The sequence below is a fragment of the Rhodococcus sp. NPDC049939 genome, from assembly GCF_040656415.1.
Taxonomy (GTDB): Bacteria; Actinomycetota; Actinomycetes; order Mycobacteriales; family Mycobacteriaceae; genus Rhodococcus_F.
Genome location: NZ_JBFAMC010000001.1, coordinates 912,687 through 926,762 on the forward strand (window position 1 = coordinate 912,687; position 14,076 = coordinate 926,762).

12 protein-coding genes are annotated in these 14,076 nt (G+C 63.7%); 11 read left to right on the plus strand and 1 reads right to left on the minus strand.

Translation table 11 applies throughout. From position 1 onward, the window contains the following. The first annotated feature begins 6 nt into the window (after window positions 1–6). The 6 genes from eat to AB0I57_RS04085 all read left to right on the plus strand — a co-directional run bounded on the left by eat (window position 7) and on the right by AB0I57_RS04085 (window position 7,088). The gene (gene eat / locus AB0I57_RS04060; protein WP_358330179.1) at window positions 7–1,461 is read left to right on the plus strand and encodes an ethanolamine permease; all 1,455 of its coding nucleotides are present in this window, start codon (window positions 7–9) and stop codon (window positions 1,459–1,461) included. After that, on the plus strand, window positions 1,458–2,870 hold the full coding sequence (locus AB0I57_RS04065; protein ID WP_358330181.1) for an ethanolamine ammonia-lyase subunit EutB: 1,413 nt from the start codon (window positions 1,458–1,460) through the stop codon (window positions 2,868–2,870). The genes eat and AB0I57_RS04065 overlap by 4 nt, the downstream gene beginning before the upstream one ends. Next, window positions 2,867–3,634 carry an ethanolamine ammonia-lyase subunit EutC gene (eutC, locus tag AB0I57_RS04070; RefSeq protein ID WP_358330184.1) on the plus strand — a complete coding sequence of 256 codons (768 nt, stop codon included), beginning with the start codon at window positions 2,867–2,869 and terminating at the stop codon, window positions 3,632–3,634. The genes AB0I57_RS04065 and eutC overlap by 4 nt, the downstream gene beginning before the upstream one ends. Before the next feature lie 85 nt (window positions 3,635–3,719). Further along, the gene (locus AB0I57_RS04075) at window positions 3,720–5,018 is read left to right on the plus strand and encodes a haloacid dehalogenase-like hydrolase (protein ID WP_358330187.1); all 1,299 of its coding nucleotides are present in this window, start codon (window positions 3,720–3,722) and stop codon (window positions 5,016–5,018) included. Window positions 5,019–5,047: 29 nt separating this feature from the next. Further along, on the plus strand, window positions 5,048–6,697 hold the full coding sequence (locus AB0I57_RS04080) for an AMP-binding protein (RefSeq protein WP_358330190.1): 1,650 nt from the start codon (window positions 5,048–5,050) through the stop codon (window positions 6,695–6,697). Between the two features lie 121 nt (window positions 6,698–6,818). Then, window positions 6,819–7,088, plus strand: a complete 270-nt coding sequence (locus AB0I57_RS04085) for a GlsB/YeaQ/YmgE family stress response membrane protein (protein ID WP_358330193.1) — start codon at window positions 6,819–6,821, stop codon at window positions 7,086–7,088. A gap of 55 nt (window positions 7,089–7,143) precedes the next feature. On the opposite strand, the gene AB0I57_RS04090 is transcribed toward AB0I57_RS04085, so the two are convergent. Continuing rightward, window positions 7,144–7,698 carry a TetR/AcrR family transcriptional regulator gene (locus AB0I57_RS04090; protein ID WP_358333125.1) on the minus strand — a complete coding sequence of 185 codons (555 nt, stop codon included), beginning with the start codon at window positions 7,696–7,698 and terminating at the stop codon, window positions 7,144–7,146. A 200-nt stretch (window positions 7,699–7,898) separates the two neighbouring features. Here AB0I57_RS04090 and AB0I57_RS04095 point away from each other — a divergent pair, with 200 nt between their 5' ends. From AB0I57_RS04095 to AB0I57_RS04115, 5 genes are read left to right on the plus strand one after another with little or no spacing between them, the layout of a single operon-like run. Then, complete coding sequence (locus AB0I57_RS04095) at window positions 7,899–9,488, plus strand: carboxyl transferase domain-containing protein (protein ID WP_358330196.1); 1,590 nt, start codon at window positions 7,899–7,901, stop codon at window positions 9,486–9,488. Window positions 9,489–9,503: 15 nt separating this feature from the next. Further along, complete coding sequence (locus AB0I57_RS04100) at window positions 9,504–11,504, plus strand: acetyl/propionyl/methylcrotonyl-CoA carboxylase subunit alpha (RefSeq protein ID WP_358333128.1); 2,001 nt, start codon at window positions 9,504–9,506, stop codon at window positions 11,502–11,504. Continuing rightward, the gene (locus AB0I57_RS04105; RefSeq protein ID WP_358330199.1) at window positions 11,501–12,751 is read left to right on the plus strand and encodes an acyl-CoA dehydrogenase family protein; all 1,251 of its coding nucleotides are present in this window, start codon (window positions 11,501–11,503) and stop codon (window positions 12,749–12,751) included. The genes AB0I57_RS04100 and AB0I57_RS04105 overlap by 4 nt, the downstream gene beginning before the upstream one ends. Continuing rightward, window positions 12,751–13,239, plus strand: coding sequence for a MaoC family dehydratase (locus AB0I57_RS04110; protein ID WP_358330202.1), 489 nt, complete (start codon window positions 12,751–12,753; stop codon window positions 13,237–13,239). The genes AB0I57_RS04105 and AB0I57_RS04110 overlap by 1 nt, the downstream gene beginning before the upstream one ends. Then, window positions 13,236–14,075: a CoA ester lyase gene (locus tag AB0I57_RS04115; RefSeq protein ID WP_358330205.1), complete on the plus strand. Its 840-nt coding sequence runs from the start codon at window positions 13,236–13,238 to the stop codon at window positions 14,073–14,075. Before AB0I57_RS04110 ends, AB0I57_RS04115 begins: the two co-directional genes overlap by 4 nt. The last annotated feature ends 1 nt before the right edge of the window (window position 14,076 follow it).

Genomic DNA, 14,076 nt, shown 5'->3' on the forward strand with positions numbered 1-14,076 from the left:
GAATGAATGTCACGAGTAGAACTATCCACGGACCCCGGGGCGATTCGGCACCACGATGCCGCGGACTTCCATTCGGAAGACAGTAGCTACCTGGAAAAGCGCTCACTGAGAAAGGGCTCGGCGGGGTGGGTGCTGCTCGCCGGTCTCGGTGTCAGCTATGTGATCTCCGGTGACTTCGCCGGATGGAACAACGGCCTGGCTCATGGGGGATTCGGTGGCCTGCTGATTGCCGCTGTCATCGTCGCGGGTATGTACCTGGCGATGGTTCTGGGTATGGCCGAGATGTCTTCGGCCCTACCCGCCGCGGGCGGTGGCTATACCTTCGCCAGGCGAGCCTTGGGGCCATGGGGTGGATTCGCCACCGGTACAGCCATTCTCATCGAATATGCGATCGCACCTGCAGCGATCGCAACCTTCATCGGCAGCTACGTCGAATCGCTGAACTTGTTCGGTATCACCGACGGCTGGTGGGTGTATCTGGCGGTCTACGCCATCTTCATCGGAATCCATCTGACTGGCGCGGGCGAGGCGCTCAAGGCCATGTTCGTCATCACGGCAATCGCTCTGATCGGCCTCGTGATCTTCTCGGTTGCGGCAATCGGGTTGTTCGATCTGGGTAACTTGACGGACATAGCCCCCACCGATGCGGTGGGTGCGTCCACCTTCCTGCCCTACGGGGTGCTCGGGATCTGGGCTGCCGCGCCATTCGCCATCTGGTTCTTCCTCGCGGTCGAAGGCGTCCCGCTCGCCGCAGAAGAGGCTCGAGAGCCCGAGAAGAACGTTCCGCGCGGAATCATCATCAGCATGCTGATCCTGATCGTGACCGGTGCCGCTGTCCTGTTCCTGGCGACAGGAGCGATGGGTGCCGCGGGTCTGGCGGATTCCGGCAACCCTCTGGTCGAGGCGCTCGGCGGCGGAACCGCGGCGAAGGTGGTCAACTACATCGGTCTGGCCGGCCTCGTCGCGAGCTTCTTCTCGATCATGTACGCCTACTCGCGACAGACGTTTGCGCTCTCGCGTGCCGGCTACCTGCCGCGGAACCTGTCGATCACCAACTCCCGCAAGGCGCCTACACTCGCGCTCATAGTTCCCGGCATCATCGGATTCGTGCTCTCGCTCACCGGTGAAGGCGCGATGTTGCTGAACATGGCGGTGTTCGGGGCGGCCGTCAGCTATGTCCTGATGATGGTAAGCCACATCGTTCTTCGTAAGCGCGAGCCGCAGATGAAGCGCCCGTACCGCACGCCGGGCGGCATTGCCACCACTTCATTCGCACTTGTGATCGCGGCTGCCGCTGTGGTCGCGACGTTCCTCGTCGATCCGGTCGCTGCACTGTGGACGCTGATCGCCTTCGCCGCCTTCATGGCGTACTTCGGCTTCTACAGCCGGCACCACCTCGTTGCCAATTCTCCCGACGAGGAGTTTGCTGTACTAGCAAAGGCGGAGGAAGACTTGGAATGACCATCTACAGCCACGGGGTAGCGGGGGTCGGGTACGCATTCGACGGCCTCGTCGATCTGATGGCGAAGGCGACACCGCAACGAAGCGGTGACGAACTCGCGGGGTGCGCAGCGTCCTCGGATGCCGAACGCGCTGCGGCGCAGTGGGCGCTCGCTGACGTCCCACTTGACACCTTCCTGAACGAGCTAGTCGTCCCTTATGAGGATGACGAGGTCACCAGGCTCATCATCGACTCTCACGACCGAGCGTCATTCGGCGAGATCTCGCATCTGACGGTCGGCGGACTCCGCGACTGGTTGCTCGATGTTGCAGCGGGAGAGGACGCGGCTGACAGGCTCAGCCGCGTCGCCGCAGGCCTTACACCGGAGATGGTGGCGGCGGTGAGCAAGATCATGCGCAACCAGGATCTCGTCTCCGTGGCGCGGGCTGTGACGGTGACTTCCGGGTTCCGGACCACGCTCGGAGTACCCGGTTGCCTCGCAACGCGTTTGCAGCCCAATCATCCGACCGACGACCCGCGCGGAATCGCGGCCGCCACGCTTGATGGTCTGCTGCTCGGCTGCGGCGACGCCGTAATCGGAATCAACCCGGCTACGGATTCACCTCACACGACCGCTGAGTTGCTACGCCTGCTCGACGACATTCGTCAACGCTTCGACATTCCCACGCAGTCGTGCGTTCTGTCGCACGTGACCACCACGATGGGCCTGATCGACGAGGGCGTTCCTGTCGACCTCGTCTTCCAGTCGATCGCCGGTACCCAGGGCGCCAATTCCAGTTTCGGCGTGAATATCTCGTTGCTGCGAGAGGCGAACGCGGCCGGGCGTTCGCTGAATCGGGGAACGGTCGGAGACAACGTCATGTATCTGGAAACAGGTCAGGGTTCTGCGCTCAGTGCCGGTGCACACCTCGGTACGGGCGGACGTGCCGTCGACCAGCAGACCTTGGAGGCAAGGGCGTACGCGGTGGCTCGCGACCTCGAGCCGCTGCTGATCAACACGGTGGTGGGCTTCATCGGACCGGAGTACCTCTACGACGGCAAGCAGATCATCCGGGCCGGACTCGAGGATCATTTCTGTGGGAAGCTGCTGGGCCTCCCCATGGGCGTCGACGTCTGCTATACCAATCATGCGGAAGCGGACCAGGACGACATGGACACGCTGCTCACCCTGCTCGGGGTGGCCGGTACTGCCTTCGTCATCACAGTCCCCGGCGCCGACGACGTGATGCTCGGATACCAGAGCCTGTCATACCACGATGCTCTCTACGCGCGCCAGGTCCTCGGACTCCGACCGGCTCCGGAGTTCGAGGCCTGGATGCGTCGTCTCGGAATGGTCGACGACTCGGGCCGAGTGCTGCCGGTCGATGCCGCGACTTCACCGCTACGGGCGCTCGGGATGGCGCCATGAGCGATCCTGCCTTGCAAGACTTCTGGGATGGCCTTCGCAGTACGACGCAGGCGCGCATCGGACTCGGCCGGACGGGAGACGCGCTCCCGACTCAGCGTGTGCTCGAGTTGCGCTCGGCGCACGCGGCGGCTCGTGATGCCGTACACCAACCGCTGGACCCGGAGGCGTTGGTGGACCACGTCGAGGCGGTCGGTCTGGGTCGGCCGGTGGTGGTCACCAGCAGAGCGTCGGATCGGAGCGAGTACCTGCGGCGGCCTGATCTGGGTCGTACACCTGCCGATCTTTCTTCGGTTCCAAGAGCGAACGCCGAGGTGGGTTTCGTTCTCGCAGACGGTCTGTCGCCGAGGGCACTCGATGATCACGGAGTCTCACTCCTCTCCGCCTTGGTCGCTGAATTCGACGGTGCTTACAGGCTGGCCCCGCCGGTGATCGCAACCCAAGCCAGGGTCGCGCTCGGTGACCACATCGGCCAGGCGATGGGGGTGCAGACCCTCGTCCTGCTGGTCGGGGAGCGCCCGGGGCTGTCGGTAGCAGACAGCGTCGGCGTCTATCTCACGCATCTTCCCCGGCCTGGACGCACCGACGCAGACAGGAACTGTGTCTCCAACATTCATCCCCCCGAGGGACTCGGCTACCAGCACGCAGCCTGTGTGGTGGCGGGCCTTGTCGCCGGAGCGCGGAGACTGGGCCGGTCGGGTGTCGACCTGAAGGACACTTCCCGCTCGGATCAGGTGCTCTCCGGTGAGGTGGTGAGCCTCGAATAAGCCGCCCGGCTCTCGCACCCTCGTTCGGTTCAATGCAAGTCAATGCGTTGTGAAGTGGGCAGCGCGTAGAGAGATGAGGTTAGTCATGAAGTCGCTCCGTGCCCGATCCATGTGGATGGGTTCCTTCTCGCTCTCGCTCGCTCTGGTGATCGCCGCATGCACGTCAGGCAGCGAGGAAGCGGGTGAGACGCAGGCCGGAGAGGTCAGTTCCTGCCGATCGCTGGATTCGACCCTCGAATGGTACGGAGACAACCGGCAGGAACTTGACCAATTCATTGCCCGCGCCGGCGAATGTGGGGGTGGTGGCGATGTGGCGGAGGGTGCCCCGCTGGCGTTGTTCGACTGGGACAACACCGTGGTCAAGAATGACATCAGCTACGCGACTGTGTATTGGATGATCAAGAACGACAAGGTCCTCCAACCCCCGGATCGGGACTGGACGGCCACGAGCCGATACATGACGGCCGAGGCGGCTTCCGCGCTCGCCACCGCATGTGGTGGGGAGGTGGAACCGGGGCAACCACTCCCGACCGGCACCGACCTCGATTGTGCGGACGAGATCCTGGCCGTCCTCGAGGGGGAGACAGCCGCCGGTGAGCCCGCATTCGCCAGCTACGACCACCGGCGCAACAACCCCTCATATGCGTGGTTCGTGCAAATCATGGGCGGTCATTCGGTGCAGGACCTCACCGATTTCACTCGAGCGGCGCGGGCCGAGAACCTCGCGGCAACGGAGGGCGCCGAGCAGACGGTCGGCACTCACCAGGTGGACGCTTCCGTGCGCTACTACCCGCAAATGGTGGATCTCATAGACACCCTCCGCGCCAATGGTTTCGATGTCCGGATCATCTCCGCGTCGGCCGAGCCGGTTGTGCGGGTGTGGGCTGAGGAACTCGGATTCGAGCCGGACCGGGTGATGGGGGTGCGCCCTGTGATCGACAACGGGATCATCACCCGGCACCTGGTGGGGTGTGGCGATGTACCCGACGGCGAGGACGCCATGGTTCCCACCGTCGACGGCAAGCGGTGCCAGGTCAACCAGGTGGTGTTCGGTGTGACCGGTGCGGACGCGTTTGCACCGCTTCCCGCTGAGGAGCGCCAGGTGTTCGCCGCCGGCGATACGGGTACCGACGTGACGTTCCTCGGTGACGCGACCGGGCTCCGGCTGGTCATCAACCGGAACAACCCCGAGCTGATGTGCAAGGCATACGACAACAGCGACGGAAAATGGTTGATCAACCCGATGTTTTTGCAGCCGAAGGCACAGATGCCGCAACCGTACCCGTGCTCGTCCACGGCCTTCGTCGAGGCGGACGGAACCAGTGGGCCGGTTCACCGGGCCGACGGTTCGGTGATCGAGGACCAGGTGGACTCCATCTACTGAGCTCTGATCCAGTTTGGAAAGGACTGGCGATGACAACGCCGCTTCGCAGCTACACCTCGGGGGTGTGGGATACCCCTCTGCTCGGTGACACCATCGGAGACAACTTCGACCGGACGGTGGCAGCCCATGCCGATCGCGACGCTCTCGTCGACCGACCCTCGGGTCGCCGCTGGACGTACGGCGAACTAGCTCGTGACGTCGACGCTGTCGCAGTGGGGTTGCTCAGGTGGGGTATCGGAAAGGGTGACCGAGTGGGAATCTGGGCACCGAATTGCCCGGAGTGGACGCTGATCCAGTATGCCACCTCGAAGATCGGTGCAATCCTGGTCAACATCAATCCCGCCTATCGGGCGCACGAGTTGCAATACGTCCTCGAGCAGGCGGGGGTTCGGTTGCTCGTGGCGGCAAGGGAATTCAAGTCTTCCGACCATGTCTCGATGATCGAGGAGGTCCGGCCCAACTGCCCGGATCTCGAGATGGTGTTGCTGCTGGGCAGCAGCGACTGGAACCGATTGTGCGCGGAGGGGGCGTCGGCGCATGCCTCGGATCAGACGGTGCTGATGACCGCGCAACGAGCGTTGTCGTCGGACGATCCGATCAACATCCAGTACACCTCGGGAACAACGGGTTTCCCGAAGGGAGCAACGCTCAGTCATCACAACATTCTCAACAACGGCTACTTCGTCGGGGAACTGTGCCGCTACACGGAGAACGACAGGGTGTGTATTCCGTCGCCGTTCTATCACTGCCTCGCCATGGTGTGCGGCAACCTGGCATGCACTAGTCACGGGTCCACCATGGTCATCCCAAATGTGACGTTCGATCCGAAGGCGACGCTGCAGACAGTCGAAGCCGAGAAATGTACCTCGCTGTACGGCGTACCGACGATGTTCATCGACGAGCTCGCCGATCCGGACTTCGAGCACTTCGACCTCTCGAGTCTGCGTACCGGCATCATGGCGGGGTCACCGTGCCCCGTAGAGGTGATGAAGCAGGTCATCGAGCAGATGGGAATGGCCGAGGTCACCATCGCCTACGGCATGACCGAGACTTCGCCTGTGTCACTGCAAACACGGATCGATGACACGCTCGACCAGCGGGTATCCACGGTCGGACGAGTGGCACCGCACGTAGAAGTGAAGATCATCGAACCGGACACCGGTCTGACGGTGCCCCGCGGCGAACCGGGGGAGCTGTGCACACGCGGCTACTCGGTGATGCTCGGTTATTGGAACGACCCGGAGAAGACCTCCGATGCGATCGATGCGGGACGTTGGATGCACACCGGTGACATCGGCGTGATGGATTCGGATGGCTATGTCGCGATCACCGGTCGGATCAAGGACATGGTCATCCGGGGTGGTGAGAACGTGTATCCCCGAGAGATCGAAGAATTTCTCTACACCCACCCCGACATCCTGGACGCGCAGGTCATCGGGGTCCCCGATGCCAGATACGGCGAAGAACTCATGGTGTGGATCCGGATGAAGGAAGGGACTACGCCGCTGAATGCGGCCACCGTGAAGGAATTCTGCAACGGAGAGCTTGCCGACTACAAGATTCCGCGTTACGTACACGTGGTCGACGAGTTCCCGATGACCGTAACCGGGAAGGTCCGCAAGGTCGAGATGCGTGAGCAGTCGCTCGATTTGATCGGGAGTCCTGCTCGGTCGCGGTAACGAAAGAAACATTCGGCAACGATCTGCCGAAGTCACCGCAAGTGGCCTTTGGGGTGGCTATTTTCGAATGGGGCGGTGACCTCCGCTCGCACCGTGAACTGCGTGTTGAGAGGACTGGTACATGGTCGGCCAAATCATCACCACCATCATTTTCGGTGCCGTCATCGGGGTACTTGCGCGTCTTGTAGTCCCGGGAAGGCAGGCGATGGGCTGGGTCATCACGGTCGCCCTGGGCGTCGCGGGAGCGCTCATCGGGTACTGGGTCTGGGGCGGGCTTCTCGGCCAAGGCGACACACGTGGCGTCGACTGGATTCGGTGGATCATCAGCGTCGCCGCGGCGGCTGTCCTCATCCTCGTGTACACCTCGATGACCCGCAAGAGCCGCACCTAGCCGCTGCCGCTCCAGGACCCGTGGGTGCCATCCTGCCGACCAGGGCAGAGGGCGCTCACGGGAACAGGCATGAAATAACCATGTCGCGCAACACTTTTCGTGTTCGCAGCGGGGTCTTGGGATCGGCGCTGTGAGGCGTCGAGTTGATGAGGCCGAATGCCGCGTGTGCCTTGGTCCGGGCGTCCGTCTCGTCGAGGCTCGGATCTACCTCTAGCAGCACCTTTACCCACACCTCCACGTACCGGCGCTGAGTCTGCCTGACCTCCCGCCGGGCGTCGGCCGGAAGATTCTCGAGGTCGCGGTCCTGGATGCGAATCAGGTCGGGCTCGGTAAGGGCGAAGTCGAGATGGAAGTCCACCAGGCTCTCGAGGGCCTCGGAGGGCGAGAGTGCCTGTGCGGCGACGTGCCAACCACCCTCGAATAGTCGCGTGCTGATCCCGACGAGCAGTTCGACCAGTACGGCGTCTTTGTTGGGGAAGTGCCGGTACACCGCGGGACCGCTGATCCCGACCGCGGATCCGAGATCCTCGAGGCGGACACCGAGAAAGCCGCGTTCGGCCATCAGGCGGGCCGCAGCATCCAGAAGCTGCCGCCGACGATCTGCCTTCATCTGCTCCCGGCGCGTAACCGGAATCGGTGCCACGGCGCCATCTGCTGCCGGGGTCAGGGGTGCGGCGTCGTCAACGTCTGTGGTCATGCCATTTCTCTCTCGGACACAGTCTGGACATCTCAGTTAATCACAGTTATCTTAGTTTCAGTTATTGAGTATTAACTCATTAGGTATGGGCGTCAAGACGAGAAGGCGGCAGGATGGCACCGGGCGGAACGACCGTGCAAGAGGGACGCCGGGCAGAGCACACCAGGCTGGTGGATGAGCTTCGGTCGAAGCTGGCGGTCGCGGCTCTGGGCGGCAGTGAGAAGTCGCGTGAGCGACATGTCAGCCGAGGCAAGCTCCTGCCCCGCGATCGAGTGGACACCCTGCTCGATCCGGGAAGCCCATTTCTAGAGATCGCCCCTCTCGCGGCGGACGGGCTCTACGACGACGAATGCCCCGGCGCCGGCATCATCGCCGGTATCGGCAGGGTGTCGGGTCGCGAATGCGTCATCGTCGCCAATGACGCCACCGTCAAGGGGGGCACCTATTACCCGATGACGGTCAAGAAGCACTTGCGGGCACAGGAAATCGCACTACAGAATCGATTGCCTTGCATCTACCTGGTCGACTCGGGTGGGGCATTCCTGCCGAGACAGGACGAGGTGTTCCCGGACCGCGAGCATTTCGGCCGCATCTTCTACAACCAGGCCACCATGAGCGCGCAGGGCATCGCGCAGATCGCCGCTGTACTCGGTTCCTGCACGGCTGGCGGCGCCTATGTTCCCGCGATGAGCGACGAGGCCGTCATCGTCCGCAACCAGGGCACAATCTTCCTCGGCGGTCCACCGCTCGTGAAGGCAGCCACCGGCGAGGTCGTCACCGCAGAAGAACTCGGCGGAGGAGACCTCCACTCCAAGGTCTCCGGTGTCACCGACCACCTTGCCGAAGACGACCAGGACGCGTTGCGGATCGTGCGTGACATCGTCGCGACGCTCGGGCCGCGTGCGGAAAGGCCGTGGGACATGACCGCGCCCATGCCTGCGCCGTCGCCGCAGACCGATCTCTACGACGTAGTGCCCACCGACCCCCGGACTCCGTACGACGTGCACGAGGTGGTCACCCGGATAATCGATGGCGGACAGTTCCAGGAGTTCAAGGCGGAATACGGAAAGACTCTGGTTACCGGGTTCGCGCACATCGAGGGCCATCCGGTGGGAATCATCGCCAACAACGGTGTGCTCTTCGCCGAGTCGGCGATGAAGGGCGCCCACTTCATCGAGTTGTGCGACAAGCGAAGTGTCCCTCTCGTATTCCTGCAGAACATAGCCGGATTCATGGTCGGCCGCGACTACGAGGCAGGTGGCATCGCCAAGCACGGCGCCAAGATGGTGACGGCCGTGGCATGTGCCCGAGTCCCCAAACTGACTGTCGTGATAGGTGGTTCGTACGGTGCGGGCAACTACTCGATGTGTGGGCGCGCCTACTCGCCGCGATTTTTGTGGATGTGGCCGAACGCCCGCATATCCGTGATGGGTGGCGAGCAGGCGGCGTCGGTGCTGTCGACGGTGCGCAGCGATCAACTCGACAGTGCGGGCAACCCGTGGTCGGCGCAGGACGAAGAGGCGTTCAAGGCTCCGATTCGTGAGCAGTACGAGAAACAGGGCAATCCGTACTACTCGACCGCGCGCCTGTGGGACGACGGCATCATCGACCCGGCTGACACCAGAACTGTTCTCGGGCTGGCTCTTTCGGTGTGCGCGAACGCGCCGATCGAACCTGTCTCCTACGGCGTCTTCCGGATGTGAATGGACATGACTGAAATGACTCGGATAGACACCGTCCTGGTTGCCAACCGCGGCGAGATCGCGGTTCGTGTGATCCGCACTCTCCGGACAATGGGAATTCGCTCCGTCGCAGTGTTCAGCGAGGCGGATCGCGACGCTCGGCACGTGCGAGAGGCCGATACCGCGGTACTGCTCGGTCCGGCCGCAGCGCGGGAGAGTTACCTGGCCATCGAAAAGGTGATCGCGGCGGCGCAGGCCACTGGTGCACAGGCGATTCACCCCGGCTACGGCTTCCTGTCGGAAAACGCCAAGTTCGCCGGGGCCTGCGCTGACGCGGGAATCGCCTTCCTCGGCCCGTCGGCGCATGCCATCGAGGTGATGGGCGACAAGATCACCGCGAAGAACGCCGTGGCAAAGTTCGACGTTCCTGTTGTTCCCGGCATAGCCCGCCCTGGTCTCTCCGACGAAGAATTGATCGCGGCCGCCGAGAACATCGGCTATCCGGTGCTTGTCAAGCCGTCGGCTGGTGGCGGCGGTAAAGGTATGCGACTGGTCGAGGAGCCGTCCGCGCTGGGTGAGGCGGTGGTCAGCGCCCGGCGCGAGGCTGCGTCCGCGTTCGGCGACGACAGCCTCTTCCTCGAGCGATTCGTGCTCAGACCCCGGCACATCGAGGTCCAGGTCCTAGCCGACCGCGACGGAAACGTGGTGCATCTCGGCGAGCGCGAGTGCAGTCTGCAGCGTCGTCACCAGAAGGTCATCGAGGAGGCTCCCTCGCCACTCCTCGACGAGGCGACGAGGGCACGGATCGGGGAGGCAGCCTGCAATACCGCCCGCAGCGTCGATTACTCCGGGGCTGGAACGGTCGAATTCATCGTCTCCGCGGATGCGCCGGACGAGTTCTTCTTCATGGAGATGAACACTCGCCTGCAGGTGGAGCATCCGGTCACCGAGCTCGTGACGGGACTGGACCTCGTCGAGTGGCAGGTGCGGATCGCGACAGGTGAGCGACTCGGCTTCACTCAGGACGACATCACCCTCACCGGCCACGCCATCGAAGCCCGCATCTACGCCGAGGATCCCGGTCGCGGATTCCTCCCCACCGGCGGCCTGGTCGCGGACGTGGTCGAACCGGCCGGACCCGGTGTCCGCATCGACTCCGGGTTGCAGCCCGGAACGGTCGTAGGCAGCGACTACGACCCGATGCTCGCCAAAGTTATCGCTCATTCCGATGATCGCGGTGGAGCGCTGAGAAAACTGGACCGGGCACTTGCCGGCACCGGTGTGCTCGGAGTGGTCACCAATATCGAGTTCGTACGATTCCTCCTGGCTGATCCCGACGTCGTCGCGGGCGACCTCGACACCGGACTTCTGGGTCGACGACTGGAGGACTTCGTCGCCGCAGACACCACCGACGCCGCGCTGATCGCCGCTGCCGCTTTCCGATGGCTGCAACGTTGGCCCGATGGCCCCTCGGCCGACCCCTGGGATGTTCCGAGTGGATGGCGTGTCGGGGTTCCCGCGCCCACCAGCATCAGGTTGGCATCGCCTTCTCGCACGGACCATGTCCGCATCACGGGCACGCCGTCCGAGGCCACCGTGCAGGTCGAGGATGGGGACACCGTGTCGCTGACCGCTGAGCTCGAGGGCGCCACGTTGTCGGTGGTGATCGGCGGACGTCGGGAAACCTATCGGGTAGCCCAGACCGACGGGCATATCTGGCTCGCAGGCGCCGAGGGCACGACGATGCTCCGTGAGGTCATGGAGGTCAGCGTCCGCACCGGCGACGCCCATGCCGGCGAGGCCGAAATCACCAGTCCCATGCCCGGATCCGTAATCGCCGTGGGTGTACAAGGGGGCGCGCACGTAACCGCGGGCCAGCCACTGATCGTCGTCGAAGCGATGAAGATGGAACATTCGCTCACCGCTCCCGTCGATGGTGTCGCCGACATCCTCGTGGCACCCGGAGACCAGGTGATGGTCGATCAACTTCTCGCGAGAGTCACCCCACATTCCGACACGAAAGTAGACGAGTCATGACCGGATACCTTGCAACTGGCCAACTTCCCGACGAGTATCAGCAGTTGGCAAAGACCGTCGCGGACTTCGCCAAGAACGTGGTGGCACCGGTCGCGGCGGAACACGATGCAAACCACACCTTTCCGTACGAGGTCGTGGCAGGCATGGCGGAGATGGGCCTGTTCGGCCTTCCGTTTCCCGAAGAGTACGGCGGAATGGGTGGTGACTACTTCGCCCTCTGCCTGGCGCTCGAAGAACTCGGCAAGGTGGACCAGAGTGTGGCCATCACCCTCGAGGCAGGCGTGTCTCTCGGTGCGATGCCGGTGTACCGCTTCGGCAACGAGGCACAGAAGCAGGAGTGGCTGCCGCAGTTGACCAGCGGCAAGGCGCTCGCGGCCTTCGGCCTCACCGAACCCGGCGCGGGAAGCGACGCAGGCGGGACGAGGACCACCGCGAAGTTGGTCGGGGCGAGCGAAGCGACGGGCGGATCGGACGGGGCGAGCGAAGCGACGGGCGGATCGGACGGGGCGAGCGAAGCGACGGGCGGATCGGGCGGTGAGTGGGTCATCAACGGTAGCAAGCAATTCATCACCAACTCCGGTACCGATATCACCAAGCTCGTCACTGTCACAGCGGTGACGGGAGTGCAGGAGGGCGGTAAGAAGGAGATCTCCACCATCCTGGTTCCGACATCGACTCCCGGCTTCACCGCCGAACCCGCGTACAACAAGGTCGGCTGGAATGCCTCGGACACGCATCCGCTCACGTTTGCCGACGTGCGGGTTCCCGAAGAGAATCTGCTGGGTGAGCGTGGCCGCGGATATGCCAACTTCCTGCGTATCCTCGACGAGGGCCGCATCGCGATCGCAGCCCTCAGTGTCGGTGCCGCGCAGGGATGCGTCGACGAGTCCGTCAAGTATGCGAAGGAACGCGAGGCGTTCGGCCGTCCGATCGGGGACAACCAGGCAATCGCGTTCAAGATCGCTCGGATGGAGGCGCGGGCGCACGCAGCGCGCACCGCTTACTACGATGCCGCCGCACTGATGTTGTCGGGCAAGCCATTCAAGAAACAGGCGGCGATCGCCAAGCTCGTTGCCTCCGAGGCCGCGATGGACAATGCTCGTGATGCCACTCAGATCCACGGCGGCTACGGGTTCATGAACGAGTACACGGTGGCGCGGCACTACCGGGACAGCAAGATCCTCGAGATCGGTGAGGGCACCACCGAGGTGCAGCTGATGTTGATCGCGCGGGAGGCGGGGCTGTGATGTCCACGACGAACCCTGATGCCAAACGGATCGTGCAGCGCGGACTGTGGTTCGAGGAATTCGAGCTGGGCGCGATATACGAGCACCGACCTGGACGCACGATCACCGAGGCAGACAACGTCTTGTTCACGACGCAGACGATGAACACCCAGGCGCTGCACCTCGACGCGGCCTACAGCGCGAACACTCAGTTCGGTGAACGCCTGGTCAATTCGATGTTCACATTGTCGACGCTCGTGGGGTTGTCGGTTGCGCAATTGACGCAGGGGACGATCGTCGCGAACCTCGGATTCTCCGAGATCAGTTTCCCGAAACCGTTGTTCCACGGCGACACGCTCTACGCCGAGACGCTGATCGTGGACAAGCGGGAGTCGAAGAGTCGGCAGGGGGAGGGCATCGTCACGCTCGAACACACCGGCCGTAACCAGAACGGTGAGGTCGTCGCGATCGCGGTGCGTAAGACTCTTGTCCAGATGAGGTCATCATGAGTTGGGTGGTGCCGGGGCCTGCGTGGTTGTTCTGTCCTGCCGACCGCCCGGAGCGCTACGCGAAAGCCGCCGCGACGGCCGACGTCGTGATCCTCGATCTCGAGGACGGGGTCGCGCCCGCAGACAAAGAAGCCGCGCGTATCGCTCTCATCGACACCCCGCTGGACCCTGATCGCACGGTTGTTCGGGTCAACCCGGTCGGCACCGATGACCACGAACTCGACCTCCTGGCCCTCGACGGCACCCGATACACACGGTTGATGTTGGCCAAGTGTGAGTCTGCAGATCAAGTACTTTCGCTCGCGCCGTGGGAGGTGATTGCCCTCGTGGAGTCCCCCCTCGGGGTGCTCGCGGTCGGGGAGATTGCTCTGGCGGCCAACACCATCGGAGTGATGTGGGGTGCGGAAGACTTGGTGGCGGCGATGGGCGGCACCTCGAGCCGCCGCGAAGACGGCAGCTACAGGGACGTCGCGACGGGGACACGGTCGTCGGTATTGCTCGCAGCGAAGGCGTACCAGCGCCTCGCCTTGGACTCCGTCTACCTTGACATCAAGGATCTGGGCGGGCTCCGCGCCGAGGCCGACGATGCCGTCGCGGTCGGTTTCGACGTCAAGGTGGGCATCCATCCCACCCAGGTCGAAGTGATCCGCGACGCGTACATGCCCTCCGAGGAGGACATCGACTGGGCGAACCGGGTCCTCGCCGCGGCCGCAGATCAGCGGGGGGTCTTCGCATTCGAGGGAAAGATGGTGGATGCGCCGGTGCTCCGTCACGCAGAGTCGATCTTGCGACACTCGTCCGGCCCGCATGCCCATCGGGCGGGTCGACGCCGATGAT